Source organism: Candidatus Symbiopectobacterium sp. NZEC151 (genome assembly GCF_025962655.1).
Classification (GTDB): Bacteria; Pseudomonadota; Gammaproteobacteria; order Enterobacterales; family Enterobacteriaceae; genus Symbiopectobacterium.
In genome coordinates, this window is sequence record NZ_JAGFPE010000001.1 from 27790 (window position 1) to 44020 (window position 16231).

A 16231-nucleotide genomic window follows, 5' to 3' on the forward strand; every position below is an offset into this window, starting at 1 on the left:
ATAACGTTGTTACTGCAATACGCGCTGGCGGATTAACTGCGCAATAGCAGGCTCTTCATTGTGTCCGATAACCAGATCGGCGTGCGCTTTAACCGCGTCATCACTGTTGCCCATGGCAACGCCAAGCCCGGCGGCTTCCAGCATACTGATGTCATTGAAGTTATCGCCAAAGGCCACTACCTCGCTCATGGCATAGCCCTGAGACGTGACCCATTCACTCAGCAGCTTGCCTTTGTTATTTCCGCTCTGCGCCACGTCAACCTGATCCTGCCAGGACCACTCACAGGTCAAGCCAAACTCATCCATGACCCGATTGGCAAAGTTGTCTAACGCTTGCGTATCCGAATGGGAAAGGGCGAATTTCCAGATATTTTGCACCCGATCGGCGGCGTTCAACAGGCTGTCAACGTGAAGGAACGTGGGGCGCTGGTGTGGCGGTAGGGTTTCGCCCCACGCCTGGGTACGAATCACGTGGCCGGTCGGTTCTTGATACAGCATGCCGTCATCGGCGTACATCAGACCGTGAATGCCGTATTCACCTAACAAGGTCAGCACGCTTTTAGCCTGGGTCGCGGTCAATGGATTGGCTTGCGATGTCTGTTTTTTCTGGTAATCGTACAGGTAGGTGCCATTGCAGCAAATGGCCGGCGTATCCAGATCCAACGCCTGATAGAACGGATGAATCGCGGAATGGTGCCGCCCGGTGACGATCACCACTTTGACACCCTGTTGGCGTGCCAGCGCCAGCGCAGTGAGGGATTCCGGTAAAATTTTCTTTTGCCGGTCAAGCAATGTGCCGTCCAAATCAAGAGCAATGATACGATACGTCATAGCGGTCCTATTAAGAGAGTCTAGAATTGCGTTAATGCCCATAATGTTACACCCTAAGTGGCATGGCGCAAAATGCGACAAACCAAGGAGAAAAGCATGCAGCAAGTGGTCTATATCGCCAGTCCGGAAAGCCAGCAAATTCACGTTTGGCAGTTGGCGTCCTCGGGGCAGCTAACGCTGTTACAGGTTGTTGATGCGCCGGGTCAGGTGCAGCCGATGGTGATAGCACCCAACAAACAGCATCTTTACGTCGGGGTACGTCCGACGTTCTCGGCCATCAGTTACCGTATCGATGCACAAGGTTTGCTGACACAGGTCGGTTCTGCCTCGTTGCCGGGAAGCCCGACGCATTTGTCCACAGACCGCCAAGGGCGCTTTCTGTTCAGCGCCTCCTACAGCGGTGAAACGCTGAGCGTCAGCCCGATTGATGCCGATGGCATTGTGGGTGAGCCGATTCAACAACTGGATGGTTTGTCAGGCTGCCACTCCAGCAATATCGATCGCCAAAACCGGGTACTGTGGGCGCCGTGTTTGAAAGAAGATCGCATTCGTTTGTATGACGTTTCTGCCGAGGGTGAGCTGTCCGTCGCGGCGCAAGCGGACCTGCATGCGGTGGAAGGTGCAGGCCCACGGCATATGGATTTTCACCCAAATCAGCGTTTTGCCTACTGCGTGAATGAGCTGAACAGTACGGTTGACGTGATTGAGCTGCACTCGGTAGAGGGCAAAGCACGTACTGTGCAGTCACTGGATGCCATGCCGCAGGGCTTTGCGGATACCCGTTGGGCGGCGGATATTCATTTGACGCCAGATGGCCGCTTCCTTTATTGCTGCGATCGTACCGCCAGCCTGTTGAGTATTTTCCAGGTGTCAGAAGATGGCAGCAGCTTGACGCTGGTTGGACATCAGCCCACGGAGACGCAGCCGCGTGGTTTCAATATCGATAATCTAGGTGAGTTTGTGATTTCTGCCGGGCAGAAGTCACAGCACATTGAGGTGTATCGTATCGATCAGGAAAGCGGAAAGCTGCAACCGTTGGCGCGCTATGCGGTAGGGCAGGGGCCAATGTGGGTGAGTATTCTGGCGCTTGATTGAGCGTTGTGGAAACTATAGGCGTCATCCCCGCCGTAGACCGAGGATCTCTTACAAGACCACTCGGTCATCCCCGGCGTAGACCGGGGATCTCTTGAAGAAGGAACGCCTCTTTCTGTAAGAGATTCCCGCCTGCGCGGGAATGACGTGAGAAGGTGCGGGAATGAAGAGATTTACTTCTTCTCTTCTTCTTCGTTCAGCACCTGACGCGCCCAACGCGGGTGGTGTTTACGCGCCCACCTGGCGGACACTTTGCCTTCGATCATCCCCTTGATGGAACCGCGCACCCAGAACGCCATGTACATGTGAATCAGGATGGCGTGGATCAACACGATAGCCGCCGCCGCGTGAACCAGAATGGCGTAGCGCACGATATCGATCGGGAACAGGTGAGCAAAGTAAGGCCGCCACATGATGATGCCGGTAACCAGCAATACCAGCGTCAATCCCATGATGCTCCAGAACATCATTTTCTGGCCTGGGTTGTATTTGCCCACATCCGCAACGTTGTGTTCATTGCCTTTCAGAACCTCAACGATATGCAGGAACCAGGGCAGGTCGCGGCGTTTCGGGATGTTGTGGCTCACAAAACGGAAAAACATCGGCACCAGACAAATCACGATCAGAATGCCGAAGAACGGGTGCATGATGCGCCCCATCTGCGGCGTACCGAAGGTTTGCGTCAGCCATTGCAGCGTTGGGAAAAACAGCGCAATCCCGGAAAGCGCCACCAGGAAGAAGCTGATCACCACAATCCAGTGACAAATGCGGTCAACGAATTTGGTGCGCACAATCATTTTCTGCTTGCTCATTGCTTCTCCTCCTCGTCGTGGTCGTGCTCCGTCTCTTCCGTATTTGGCCCGATGCCAACATAGTGGAACATCAAACCGGCAAAGGTAGCGACAAAGCCAAGCGTTGCCAGCGGTTTGAGGATACCTTTCCACAAGTTGACCGGTGTGGAGATCTGCGGATTGTCGGGCAGATTGTTATAGAGCGACGGTTTATCGGCATGGTGCAGCACGTACATGACGTGAGTGCCGCCCACCCCTTGTGGATCGTACAGGCCCGCGTTGTCATAACCGCGTTTTTTCAGGTGCGTGATACGCTCTTCCGCCAGCAGTTTCATCTCTTCCTTGGTGCCGAAATGAATCGCGCCGGTCGGACAGGTTTTCACACAGGCCGGTTCCTGGCCGGTGCTCACGCGATCGACACACAGGGTACATTTGTACACCCGGTTATCGTCTTTATTGAGACGCGGCACGTTGAACGGGCAGCCAGCGATGCAGTAACCGCAGCCGATGCAGTGCTCAGACTGGAAGTCGACAATGCCGTTCGCGTACTGAATGATGGCGCCGGCAGACGGGCACGCCTTCAAACAGCCCGGATCGCTACAGTGCATGCAGCCATCTTTACGGATCAGCCACTCCAGACGGTCGGCGCTTTCCACTTCGGAAAAGCGCATCACGGTCCAGGATTTGGCGCTCAGATCCATCGGGTTGTCATACACCCCGTGGTTATGGCCCACGTCGTCACGAATGTCGTTCCACTCGGAGCAGGCTGCCTGACAGGCCTTACAGCCAATACAGGTGGTGACGTCAATCAGTTTCGCCACTTCGCTTTTGTCGTTTCTCACGTGCGGTGGCGGTGTCAGGCTACTGGTAGCCGAACGTTGGATAATATCTTGAGATTGCATTGACATAGCGCGCTACCTTACACCTTTTCCACATTCACCAAAAACGCCTTGAACTCTGGCGTTTGCGAGTTAGCGTCACCGACGCTGGGCGTGAGGGTATTTGCCAGGAAGCCTTTACGCGTGGTGCCTTCAAAGCCCCAGTGGCAAGGTATCCCGACCGTTTCAATCGCTTTACCGGCGACGGTCAAGGTCTTGATACGCTTGGTGACCACCGCTTTGGCTTTGATGTAGCCGCGCTGACAGGAAACCTTCACCTCATCCCCCGCCTTGATCCCTTTGCTCTGCGCCAGGTTTTCGCCAATTTCCACAAACTGCTCGGGTTGGATAATGGCGTTAATGCGCGCATGCTTGGTCCAGTGACGGAACAGCTCGGTAATGGAGTAGGTGGTGGCGACATACGGGAAATCGCTCGCCTTACCCATGGTTTTGGCGTCGCGCGCAAACAGCCGTGCCGCCGGGCTGGAGATCACAGACGGGTGCAGCGGGTTGGTATCGAGCGGCGTTTCAATCGGTTCGTAGTGTTCAGGGAACGGACCATCAACCAGTTTATCGACCGAGAACAGACGCGCCACGCCTTCCGGCAACATGATAAACGGCATGGTGTCTTTGCCAGGCGGCACGGTCGCCGCGAAATCGGGCACGTCAATGCCTTGCCATTTCTGGCCGTTCCACTCCAACAGCTTGCGCTTGCTGTCCCACGGTTTCCCTTGCAGGTCAGCGGAGGCGCGGTTGTACAGAATGCGGCGGTTTTGTGGCCAGCACCAGGCCCAGCCCGGCGTTGCCCCCAGACCGGCATCGCTGTTGTCGCGGTTAGCCATCTGGTTGCCTTTTTCCGTCCAGCTACCGGCATAGATCCAGCAGAAGCTGGACGTGGTGCCATCGTCGCGCAGCTGTGAGAAGTCAGCCAGTTGCTGACCTTTTTTCAGGATCAACGTGCCTTTGTCGTCATAAACATCGGCCAGCGCCATACCGTTACTTTCGCGCGCAATCTCTTCCGGCGTTGGATCTTCCGGGTCCTGATAGTTCCAGTTGATGTTCATCAGCGGCTCAGGGCATACGCCGCCTTCTTCGCGATACAGCTCGCGCAGGCGCATCAGCAATTTGCCGAGGATCTTCCCGTCGTGCAGCGCTTCTGCCGGTGGTTCAGCCGCCGCCCAGTGCCATTGCAACCAGCGGCCAGAGTTGGCGATAGAGCCGTTCTCTTCTGCGAAACAACTGGAAGGCAAACGGAACACTTCGGTCTGGATGGATGCGCTGTCGACGTCGTTAAATTCACCGTGGTTCTGCCAGAAGGTAGAGGTTTCGGTCGCCAGCGGATCGATAACCACCATGTATTTCAACTTGGACAGTGCTTGCGTCGCCTTGTTCTTGTTGGAGAACGCGGCGAGCGGGTTGAAGCCTTGCACGATGTAGCCGTGCATTTTGCCTTCAATCATCAGTTCGGTTTGTACCATCACGTCGTAGCTGCGGTCCCACTTCGGCAGCCATTCGTAGCCCCACTGGTTGTCCGCTTGCGCATGGTCGCCATAGAAACTCTTCATCATGCTGATAAAGAATTTTGGCGTATTTTTCCAGTAGTTCACCTGATCCGGCAGCAGCGCATCCGGCGTGATCTGCTTGAGGTAGGTTTTCAGGTCAGCCTGCTTTTCGGACGGCAACGGCATATAGCCCGGCAGGTTAAGGCTCAGCAGCCCCAGGTCGGTATAGCCCTGAATGTTGGAGTGACCGCGCAGGGCGTTAACGCCGCCACCGGCCATGCCGATATTGCCCAGCAGCAACTGGATCATGGCAGCGGCACGGATGATCTGCGCGCCGTTGGTGTGGTGCGTCCAGCCCAGCGCGTACATAAAGGTCGCGGTTTTATCGGGGGCGCTGGTTTCTGCCAGAGAGCGGCAGATCTCTTCATAATGGTGCGCGGGCGTGCCGCACAGCGAGACCACCATCTCTGGGGTATAACGGGCAACGTGCGCTTTCAGTAGGTTCCAGACGCAACGCGGGTGCGTCAGCGTCATGTCACGTTTGGCAAAGCCGTTGGCATCCAGTTCGTAATTCCAACTGGTCTTGTCGTACTGGCGGGCATCCGCATTATAACCGCTGAACAGGCCTTCATCGAAACTGTAGTCGTCACGCACGATCAGGCTGGCGCTGGTGTACGACTTCACGTATTCATGATGAATTTTATCATGCGTGATCAGATAGTTGATGATGCCCAGCAGGAAGGCGGCATCCGAGCCAGCGCGGATCGGAGCATAAAGATCGGCCACGGCGGCGGAGCGGTTAAAGCGCGGGTCCACCACGATCAGTTTGGCGTCGTTATGGGTTTTCGCTTCGACGGCCCATTTAAAACCCACCGGATGGGCTTCTGCGGCGTTACCGCCCATCACGATAATCAGGTTGGCGTTTTTGATATCCACCCAGTTGTTGGTCATGGCACCGCGACCAAACGTCGGCGCGAGTGCGGCAACGGTCGGACCGTGGCACAGACGTGCCTGACAGTCGATCGCCACCATGCCCAGTGAGCGGGCAAATTTCTGATCGAGGATACCGGTTTCATTGCTGGCGGCAGAAGAACACAGCATGCCGGTGGTCAACCAACGGTTAACCACCGTGCCTTTGGCGTTGACGCGCTCAAAGTTGGCATCGCGGTCAGCCTTCATCAGGCGCGCAATGCGGTCAATGGCATCATCCCAGCTAATGCGCTGCCATTTATCGGAACCCGGAGCGCGATACTCGGGGTGCTTTAAACGGCCTTCACTGTGGATGTAGTCAACCAGCCCCGCGCCCTTCGGGCACAGCGAGCCACGGCTTACCGGATGATCCGGATCCCCCTCGATATGATAAATGGCGGGTTTGGCGTTTTTCGCGCCATCACCCAGGCTGTACATCAACACACCGCACCCGACGGAGCAGTAGGTGCAGTTGTTACGTGTTTCCTTGGCGCGCAGTAACTTGTACTGACGCACCGATGCCATTGCTTCCGTGGGGGCAAAGCCCAGTGCGGCGAGGGTAGTGCCAGCCATACCCCCCGCACAAACTTTAAAGAAACCTCTTCTATTGATTTGCATTAGTTTCCCTAGGTGATGGTTTGTTTATTTTTTGTTGCAGGCAATTTAACAACACTCACGATAGGGGTTTTGCGCGAAATCAAAATTTAAGTATTTAAAACACCTTTTTACTCCTTTAAAGGTATGTTTTTATGGCGATATATAATAGATTATATAGCGTTTGGTTTCAGTTTTGTAATCTGACGGTTGTTTTTTCGCTGCAAAAATAGCCAAAACGGCAAAAAACCGCCGTACAAAAAAGACACAATTGAGCAACAGGAAAGAGGGAGAGATGCTACCTCTGTGAGATGTTTTGCGGGTAAAAAAGGGCGATAAAAAAGCCGCCCGAAGGCGGCTTGATGGGTTATTTCACTTGCATTCCCGGCTGAGCACCGCTGTCCGGGCTGAGCAGGAAGATTTCCTTGCCGCCAGGGCCTGCTGCCATCACCATGCCTTCCGACACACCGAAGCGCATTTTGCGCGGGGCCAGGTTGGCGACCATGATGGTCAAACGGCCTTCCAACGCTTTCGGATCGGGATAAGCCGTGCGGATGCCGGAGAAAATCTGGCGAGTTTCACCGCCGAGATCCAGCGTCAGGCGCAGCAGCTTGTCAGAGCCTTCCACGAAATCTGCCTGTTTGATCAGCGCTATGCGCATATCCACTTTGGCAAAATCGTCAAAGCTGATGGTGTCCTGAATCGGATCGTCAGCCAGCGGGCCGGTCACCACGTTCTTGGCACTCATGTCCTCTTTCGAGGCGTCAACCATCGCATTGACCTTGTCGAGATCGATACGGTTGAACAAGGCTTTGAACGCTTTCACGTCGTGACCCAGCAGCGGTTGTGCTACCGCATCCCATGTCAGCGTCGTGTTGAGGAACGCCTCGGTGCGCTCAGCCAGTGACGGCAATACCGGTTTCAGGTAGGTCATCAGCACGCGGAACAGGTTGATGCCCATAGAGCAAATCGCCTGCAAGTCCGCATCGCGGCCTTCTTCTTTTGCCACTACCCACGGGGCCTGTTCGTCCACATAGCGGTTGGCGATATCGGCCAGCGCCATGATTTCACGGATGGCTTTGCCGGATTCACGGTTGGCAAAGGCGTCGGCAATGCTGTCTGCCGCATTGGCGAAGGTGGCATAAAGCTCGGCATCGGCCAGCGTTTCTGCCAGTTTGCCGCCAAAACGCTTATTGATAAATCCGGCGTTGCGTGACGCAAGGTTAACCACTTTGTTAACGATATCGGCATTAACGCGCTGCACGAAATCTTCCAGATTGAGGTCGATATCATCAATGCGTGACGACAACTTGGCCGCGTAGTAATAGCGCAGGCAATCGGCATCCAGGTGTTGCAGATAGGTCTCGGCCTTGATAAAGGTGCCGCGCGATTTGGACATCTTGGCGCCGTTTACCGTCACATAGCCGTGCACAAACAGGTTGGTCGGTTTGCGGAAGCCGCTGCCTTCCAGCATGGCAGGCCAGAACAGGCTGTGGAAATAGACGATGTCTTTACCGATGAAATGGTACAGCTCAGCGCGACTCTCTTTACCCCAGAATTCATCAAAATCGATATCACCGCGTTTGTCGCACAGGTTTTTAAACGACCCCATGTAACCGATCGGCGCATCCAGCCAGACATAGAAATATTTGCCCGGCGCGTCCGGCACTTCAAAGCCGAAGTAGGGCGCGTCACGGGTGATATCCCACTGTTGCAGGCCAGCATCAAACCACTCTTGCATCTTGTTGGCGACTTGCTCCTGCAACGCACCGGAACGCGTCCAGGCTTGCAGCATTTCACTGAATGCAGGCAAATCGAAGAAGAAGTGTTCTGACTCGCGCATCACCGGCGTAGCACCGGAAACCGCCGATTTTGGATCGATCAGTTCTGTCGGACTATAGGTCGCGCCGCACACTTCGCAGTTATCGCCATACTGATCGACCGCTTTACATTTCGGGCAGGTGCCCTTGACGAAACGGTCCGGCAGGAACATGCCTTTTTCCGGATCGTAGAGCTGAGAAATGGTGCGGTTTTTAATAAAACCGTTCTCTTTCAAACGACCATAGATAAGACCGGACAGCTCCCGGTTCTCTTCACTGTGGGTGGAGTGATAATTGTCGTAGCTGATCTGAAAGCCAGCGAAATCCCGCTGATGTTCCTGACTCACGTCCGCAATCATCTGCTCCGGTGCCACGCCCATCTGCTGTGCTTTCAACATGATTGGCGTACCGTGGGCGTCATCCGCACAGATAAAGTGAACCTGGTGACCGCGCATTCGCTGATAACGGACCCAGATATCAGCCTGGATATGCTCCAGCATGTGGCCGAGGTGGATTGATCCGTTAGCATAAGGCAACGCGCTGGTTACCAATATTTTCTTAGCGACTTGAGTCATAGTGGGGAACTTACTTTCTTTCATGATGATGAGAGGGAATCCCGATGTTAACCGATAGCCCCTTGCGGCGTAAACCGCTGTAAGCGGAAAACCCTGTCAAACGCGGGCAACGCGGCGTTCACGTGGCTTGGGCCGATTTTTTCACTGAGGTCAACGATCGAGGCGGGGCATTCTGTTATGCTATGGCTGTTTTTCCACAAAATAATGAGAACGATAAGGAGCCGGGATGAACGCAACAATCCCTGAGCAAACCCCCGATACGCTGAAGGCACTGGTGACCGGTGTCCTCTCCACGTTTAAGCACCCGACGCTGAAAAATAACCTGACGACGCTCAATGCCTTGCATCACTGCGCCTTGCTGGATGAGGTGCTGCGCATCGAACTGGTGATGCCGTTTGCCTGGTTAAGTGGGTTGGAAGTATTAAAAGAGACCGTCAGCCCCGAGTTGATGCGTTTAACCGGTGCCAAAGATGTGGAATGGCGCCTGACGCACAGTATTGCCACGCTGCGCCGCGTTAACAATCAGGCGGGTGTCAAAGGTGTCAAAAACATTATTGCCGTTAGCTCTGGCAAGGGCGGCGTGGGGAAATCCAGCACCGCGGTGAACATGGCGCTGGCGCTGGCCGCAGAGGGGGCATCGGTGGGTATTCTCGATGCCGACATCTATGGTCCGTCCATACCAACCATGCTGGGCACCGCCAGCGAGCGTCCAACCTCGCCGGATGGTCAGCACATGGCACCGATTATGGCTTACGGCCTGGCGACCAACTCTATCGGTTATCTGGTCACGGACGATAACGCCATGGTGTGGCGTGGCCCGATGGCGAGTAAAGCGCTGTTGCAACTGTTGCAAGATACACTCTGGCCGGATCTCGATTATCTGGTATTGGATATGCCGCCGGGCACCGGGGATATCCAATTGACGCTGGCGCAAAATGTGCCTGTGACGGGCGCCGTGGTGGTGACGACGCCGCAAGACATTGCCCTGGTGGATGCCATGAAAGGCATCACCATGTTCGAGAAAGTCAGCGTGCCGGTGTTGGGTATTGTCGAGAACATGAGCGTGCACATTTGCAGCCACTGTGGTCACCTGGAGCCGATTTTTGGCACCGGCGGCGCGCAGAAACTGGCGGAGAAATACAACTGTGCCCTGCTGGGGCAACTGCCGTTGCATATCTCCCTGCGCGAAGATCTCGATCGCGGTGAACCCACCGTTGCCAGCAAGCCGGACAGCGAGTTCACCTCACTGTATCGCGAACTGGCCGGGCAAGTTGCTGCGCAGCTTTACTGGCAGGGTGAAGTCATTCCGACCGAGATTTCGTTCCGCGCGGTGTGACCGGTTACTGGAGTGGGAACGTATGGCGTTCCCACCCTTTACTTCGTCATTCCCGCGCAGGCGGGAATCTCTCACCAACGAAACGAGTTACTTCTGCCAGAGATCCCCGGCTGTCGCCGAGGATGACGAATGAGTATTTGTCATTCCCGCCCTTTACTTCGTGATTCCCGTGTAGGAGGGAATCTCTACCAGACGAAACGCGTTCATTCAGCCAGAGATCCCCGGCATTCGCCGAGGATGACAGTTAGGGGGAGCCTCATTTTTCGCTGAAGATGACGGAGGGGCACTCAGAACAGCGTAAAGAACAAGTCATTCCACAAAGGATTAGCTGCCTCGATCAAGTGAGTTTTCCACGCTCGCCTCCATTTTTTTAACTGCTTCTCCCGCTGAATCGCCACGAGCATATTTTCAGTATATTCATGATAAAAAAGCTGATTTAGATTGTATCGCTGGGTAAATCCTTTGGCTTTTAGATTCTTATGCTGCCAGATGCGTTGTATCAAATTACTGGTTACACCGACATAAAGCGTGCCATTTGGTTTGTTGGTTAATATATAGACACTTGGCGACATTCTTATTTACCTGGCATATTAGGAACCCCGTTGTAACTGATCTTCACCGTGACATCTTTCGTTATCATCAAATACAGCGACCGTGCTCGCTTATCATTTTGCAAACCAGAAATGACCATGAGTAGGGCTGGCGCTACCTGCCTTAACTCCCTATAATTCGCTCGTTACTGTTTGTTTACCCGTTACTATGCCATTCGGCATTTCCCTCATTTATCAGGTCATTAATTGTCATGGCTGCGACGTCTCACCAGTGTGTCATCATCGGAATTGCAGGAGCATCCGCTTCTGGCAAGAGTCTTATTTCCAGTACGCTCTATCGCGAGTTGCGCGATCAGGTGGGGGATGAGCATATCGGGGTCATCCCGGAAGACAGTTATTATAAAGATCAAAGCCATCTGAGCATGGAAGAGCGGGTGAAAACCAACTATGACCACCCCAATGCCATGGACCATGACCTGCTGTTAACGCATCTGAAAATGCTCAAGGCCGGACAAGCGATTGAGTTGCCGCAGTACAGTTACGTCGAGCATACCCGCAAGCAAGAGACGGTACGCTTGCTGCCGAAAAAAGTAATCATTCTGGAAGGTATCTTGCTACTGACGGAAGTCCGACTGCGCGCTGAGCTGAATTTTTCCATTTTTGTCGATACCCCGCTGGATATCTGCCTGCTGCGTCGTATGCGCCGTGATGTGAACGAACGCGGTCGTTCCATGGATTCAGTCATGGAGCAGTACCAAAAAACGGTACGCCCGATGTTTTTGCAATTTATTGAACCGTCGAAGCAATATGCGGATATCATCGTGCCACGCGGCGGTAAAAACCGTATTGCTATTGATATTCTGAAAGCCAAAATAAGTCAGTTTTTTGAATAACTCACCAGTGACGGCTTAAACGTGAAAAGGGAACAACATGAGACTGTGCGATCGTGACATAGAAAGCTGGCTAGACGATGGACGCCTGGTTATCACCCCCCGTCCTCCGGTTGAAAGAATTAACGGCGCAACGCTAGATGTGCGGCTGGGCAATCAGTTTCGCGTTTTTAGTGGCCATACGGCTGCATTTATCGATTTGAGCGGCCCGAAAGATGAAGTCAGCGCGGCACTCGATCGCGTGATGAGCGACGAGATTAACTTGCCGGAAGGCGAAGCGTTTTTCCTGCATCCCGGTGAACTGGCACTGGCGGTAACGCTGGAATCCGTGACGCTGCCGGACAATTTGGTGGGCTGGCTCGACGGTCGCTCCTCTTTGGCGCGCCTGGGATTAATGGTTCACGTTACTGCACACCGTATCGATCCCGGCTGGCAAGGTAGAATTGTGCTGGAGTTCTATAATTCAGGTAAGCTACCGTTGGCATTACGCCCTGGCATGATTATCGGTGCATTGAGTTTTGAACCGCTCTCTGGCCCGGCCGCACGCCCCTACAACCGTCGTGAAGATGCGAAATACAAAGATCAACAAGGTGCTGTGGCGAGTCGAATCGATAAGGATTGATCGCCAGTGCATAATGCTGTTGCACTGATTGTTGGGAGGATGGCATGAAAAGAGTGTTGACGACGCTGGCGATTCTGCTTGTGGTGCTGGCTGTTGGTATGACGGCGCTAGTCATGCTGGTAAACCCCAACGATTTCCGCGCTTACATGGTAAGCCAGGTCGACGCCCGCAGCGGATACCGCTTGCAGTTGGAAGGAGATCTGCGCTGGCACGTTTGGCCGCAGCTCAGCATTCTTTCCGGCGGGATGTCGCTAACCGCACCGGGAGCGGCGTCGCCGATTATCAGTGCAGAAAACATGCGTCTGGATGTCAAACTCTGGCCGCTACTGTCACATCGTCTGGAAGTGAAACAGGTGATGCTCAAAGGGGCCGTGGTGCGCTTAACGCCCGAAAGCGAAGCGCATCGCGCCAGCACAGCGCCGATTGCGCCAGCCGGTTCGTCAACCCCGGAAGAGACGCGTAATTGGCGACTTGCCGTTAATCAGTTGAAAATCGTGGATAGCCTGTTGATTTTGCAACGCGGTGACGACGAACAGCTCAACGTGCGCGACATCAACCTCACGCTGGAACAGAGCAGCGAGCGCCAGCTAGCGTTGGAACTGACCAGCCGCATTAATCGCGATCAGCGTGACCTTGCGGTGTCACTTCAGGCAAATCTGGATATGCAGCACTATCCACAGCAAATAGATGCAACCATCGAGCAATTCCAATACCAACTTCAAGGCGCGGGTATTCCCTCTGGTGGCATCAGCGGCAGCGGTAGCCTTCAAGCCAGTTATCAGCAGGCTGCTGGCACGGCCCAGCCAGAAAAGGTCACGGTAAGTCAGTTCACGTTAGCGGCGAGCGACAGCCAACTGAGCGGGAATGCGGCGGCAACCCTGGGTGAACACCCGGAATATACGCTGGATATCAACGCGGCGCGGCTAAATCTCGATGCACTACTGGGAAGTGCGCCAACGTCACAAACGCAGAACGCTACGCCTGTGGCGATCAAGACCGTTACGCCGGTAGTATCGACGGAACGTGGGCTGAGTGAAGGGGATGCCTTATGGCAATCGTTCAGCGCGCGGTTGGCATTGCAGGCAGACACGCTTATCTACCGTGGCCTGACCTTCAGCAAGGTGAACCTCAACGCGGTCAATCAGGCTGGTGTGTTCACCCTTTCCTCATTGCAGAGCGAGCTTAACGGCGGGCGTATTGCTCTGACCGGAAAAATGGATGCAAAGGCAACGCCGAAAATCACCCTGCAACCTGCTATTGAGAATGTACAGATCGAGCCGCTGACAGTAGCGTTTGCGTTGCCGCAAACGGTGAGTGGCAAACTGTCGTTAAAAGGACAGTTTAGTGGCGATACCTTCTCGCTGGATGCGTTGATGCGCCAGTGGCGCGGCAACGCGGCGTTGAGCGTGGACAACCTGCGCTTTCAGGGCGTGAATATCCAGCAGATGATTCAGTTGGCGGTGGTGCGCAACAACAGCAATGTGCAGGCGTTAGAGCGCTACGATCGCTATACCGATATTACTCGGTTGACCGGCAATGCCGATCTCAATGCTGGCAAACTGCGGGTGAGTGATATCACCGGTCAATCCGCCTTACTTTCGTTAACCGGCACCAGCCAGTTTGATCTTCCGGCTCAACAATGTGACATGAACTTTAACGTGCGCATTACCGACGGCTGGCGTGGTAACGAGCAGTTGGTAGAGATTTTAAAATCCACCAGCGTACCGCTGCGTATTTACGGTCCGATCAATAACCTGAGCTATCAACTGCAAGTCGATCAGTTGCTGCGCAAACGCCTTCAGGATGAGATGAAAAAGCGGCTCAATGATTGGGCTGATAAAAATCAACAGAGCCAGACCAGCAAAGGGCTAAAACAGCTTCTCGACAAGCTTTGATCGCCTATGACGCTTTCTTAGACCGAGGATGACAAAGAGGGGGAACTCGTTATTTACGTTCCCCTCCGCCAATCAACACGCCATTCATCATTCCCATGCACCATTCGTCATTCCCGCACTTCACCCGTCATTCCCGCGTAGGCGGGAATCTCCTACAGGAGAAACGCGTTCTTTCTGGCAGAGATCCCCGGCTTTCGCCGAGGATGACGGATGCATGCTGCGCCGAGGACGACAGAGATGGCTGCCACGTTAACCATGACCGTTAATGGTTTTTTTTCTTTCAATACGCCAATAGGCAGTTTATTAACCTCACCTCGTTTAGGGAAATAAACTTTACTTCTTTGATCTTTGCCATTTGTAGTTTTTCTACAAATCAGTACACTCCCCTGCTTTTATCGCGTTTTCTTATACCAGAGCGTTATCTGATGTCTGCCCGTCAGGCGCTTTTACGTTCACTTTCAACAGAGAAACATCATGATCGAACTCCTTATAGGTGTTGTTGTGACGGTGCTGGTGGGCCGTTACATCATTAAAGGCTATTCCGCGACTGGCGTGCTGATGGCGGGCGGGTTGTTGTTGCTGCTGATCAGCGTGCTGATGGGGAAAAGCGTACTGCCCGCCAGTGCGAAATCCACGGGGTGGGGCTTAACGGATATTGTTGAATACGTCAAAATTCTGCTGATGAGCCGCGGCGGCGACCTCGGTATGATGATCATGGTACTGTGCGGTTTTGCCGCCTACATGACCCACATTGGCGCCAATGACGTGGTGGTAAAACTGGTTTCACGCCCGTTGAAAGTGATCAACTCCCCTTATTTGTTGATGATTGCCGCCTATTTCGTTGCCTGCCTGATGTCACTGGCCGTGTCATCCGCCACCGGGCTGGGTGTGTTGCTGATGGCAACGCTGTTCCCGGTCATGGTGAACGTGGGCATCAGTCGTGGCGCGGCGGCGGCTATCTGCGCCTCGCCGGCGGCTTTGATCCTGTCGCCAACCTCCGGTGATGTGGTGCTGGCAGCACAGGCTTCGCAAATGAAGTTGGTGGATTTTGCCTTTAAGGTGACGTTGCCGATCTCCATTGCCGCCATTGTATCGATGGCGATTGCACACTTCTTCTGGCAGCGCTATATCGACCGAAAAGAGAACATCAGCCACGAAATGGTCGAAGCAAAAGACATTGAAACCAATGCGCCGCGCGTTTACGCCATTTTGCCGTTTACGCCGATCATCGGTGTGCTGATTTTTGATGGTAAGTGGGGGCCGGAATTGCACATTATCACCATCCTGGTGATCTGCATGCTGCTGGCTGCCGTGTGTGAATTCCTGCGTTTCTTTAACGCCAAAACCATTTATGCCGGGCTGGATGTTGCCTACAAAGGCATGGCAGAGGCCTTTTCCAGCGTAGTGGTGCTGCTGGTTGCCGCTGGTGTGTTTGCGCAGGGGTTAAGCACCATCGGTTTTATCAGTGGGTTGATCGGGTTGGTGCAATCCTTTGGCAGCGGCGCATTGCTTATCATGCTGGTACTGGTGGTGATCACCATGCTGGCGGCAATGACCACGGGTTCAGGTAACGCGCCGTTCTATGCGTTTGTCGAACTGATCCCCAAGCTGGCTTCACAAATGGGCATCAATCCAGCCTATCTGGCAATCCCGATGCTGCAAGCCTCTAACCTTGGCAGAACCATTTCTCCGGTGTCAGGCGTGGTGGTTGCAGTGGCAGGGATGGCAAAAGTCTCGCCGTTTGAAGTGGTAAAACGCACGTCAGTGCCGGTATTGGTCGGGCTGATTGTGGTGGTGGTTGCTACGGAAATTTTGATTCCGGCGTAAGGAAAATGGGCATCCCTCACTGTTTATTCGGTGGGGGATGTTTTGGAAACAAAATCAA

12 protein-coding genes are annotated in these 16231 nt (G+C 54.1%); 6 read left to right on the forward strand and 6 right to left on the reverse strand.

All coding sequences use genetic code 11. From position 1 onward, the window contains the following. Positions 1–9: 9 nt before the first annotated feature. Positions 10–831, reverse strand: coding sequence for a pyridoxal phosphatase (locus tag J5067_RS00135; RefSeq protein WP_264650144.1), 822 nt, complete (start codon positions 829–831; stop codon positions 10–12). Positions 832–927: 96 nt separating this feature from the next. On the opposite strand from J5067_RS00135, the gene pgl reads away from it, so the two are divergent. Beyond that, complete coding sequence (gene pgl / locus J5067_RS00140; RefSeq protein WP_264650145.1) at positions 928–1926, forward strand: 6-phosphogluconolactonase; 999 nt, start codon at positions 928–930, stop codon at positions 1924–1926. A gap of 170 nt (positions 1927–2096) precedes the next feature. On the opposite strand, the gene fdnI is transcribed toward pgl, so the two are convergent. From fdnI to metG, 4 genes are all read right to left on the reverse strand, one after another. Beyond that, positions 2097–2735 carry a formate dehydrogenase-N subunit gamma gene (gene fdnI, locus J5067_RS00145; protein WP_264645898.1) on the reverse strand — a complete coding sequence of 213 codons (639 nt, stop codon included), beginning with the start codon at positions 2733–2735 and terminating at the stop codon, positions 2097–2099. Next, complete coding sequence (gene fdxH, locus J5067_RS00150) at positions 2732–3622, reverse strand: formate dehydrogenase subunit beta (protein ID WP_264645899.1); 891 nt, start codon at positions 3620–3622, stop codon at positions 2732–2734. The genes fdnI and fdxH overlap by 4 nt, the downstream gene beginning before the upstream one ends. An 11-nt stretch (positions 3623–3633) precedes the next feature. Next, positions 3634–6681: a formate dehydrogenase-N subunit alpha gene (gene fdnG / locus J5067_RS00155; RefSeq protein ID WP_264645900.1), complete on the reverse strand. Its 3048-nt coding sequence runs from the start codon at positions 6679–6681 to the stop codon at positions 3634–3636. 343 nt (positions 6682–7024) lie between these two features. Further along, positions 7025–9052: a methionine--tRNA ligase gene (metG, locus tag J5067_RS00160; RefSeq protein WP_264650146.1), complete on the reverse strand. Its 2028-nt coding sequence runs from the start codon at positions 9050–9052 to the stop codon at positions 7025–7027. Between the two features lie 226 nt (positions 9053–9278). Between metG and apbC the strand changes: the two genes are divergently transcribed. Continuing rightward, complete coding sequence (gene apbC, locus J5067_RS00165) at positions 9279–10388, forward strand: iron-sulfur cluster carrier protein ApbC (RefSeq protein WP_264645902.1); 1110 nt, start codon at positions 9279–9281, stop codon at positions 10386–10388. Positions 10389–10675: 287 nt separating this feature from the next. On the opposite strand, the gene J5067_RS00170 is transcribed toward apbC, so the two are convergent. Then, positions 10676–10960 carry a GIY-YIG nuclease family protein gene (locus tag J5067_RS00170; RefSeq protein WP_264628710.1) on the reverse strand — a complete coding sequence of 95 codons (285 nt, stop codon included), beginning with the start codon at positions 10958–10960 and terminating at the stop codon, positions 10676–10678. Between the two features lie 230 nt (positions 10961–11190). On the opposite strand from J5067_RS00170, the gene udk reads away from it, so the two are divergent. The 4 genes from udk (at position 11191) to dcuC (ending at position 16173) form a co-directional block, all read left to right on the forward strand. Next, entirely contained in the window at positions 11191–11832 is a 642-nt protein-coding gene (udk, locus tag J5067_RS00175; protein WP_196906238.1) for a uridine kinase, read from the forward strand. Between the two features lie 37 nt (positions 11833–11869). After that, positions 11870–12451 carry a dCTP deaminase gene (gene dcd / locus J5067_RS00180; RefSeq protein ID WP_222160069.1) on the forward strand — a complete coding sequence of 194 codons (582 nt, stop codon included), beginning with the start codon at positions 11870–11872 and terminating at the stop codon, positions 12449–12451. Positions 12452–12495: 44 nt separating this feature from the next. Beyond that, on the forward strand, positions 12496–14346 hold the full coding sequence (asmA, locus tag J5067_RS00185; protein WP_264650147.1) for an outer membrane assembly protein AsmA: 1851 nt from the start codon (positions 12496–12498) through the stop codon (positions 14344–14346). A gap of 474 nt (positions 14347–14820) precedes the next feature. Continuing rightward, a complete protein-coding gene (gene dcuC, locus J5067_RS00190; protein ID WP_264645905.1) occupies positions 14821–16173 on the forward strand; it encodes an anaerobic C4-dicarboxylate transporter DcuC in 1353 nt (450 codons plus the stop codon). The last annotated feature ends 58 nt before the right edge of the window (positions 16174–16231 follow it).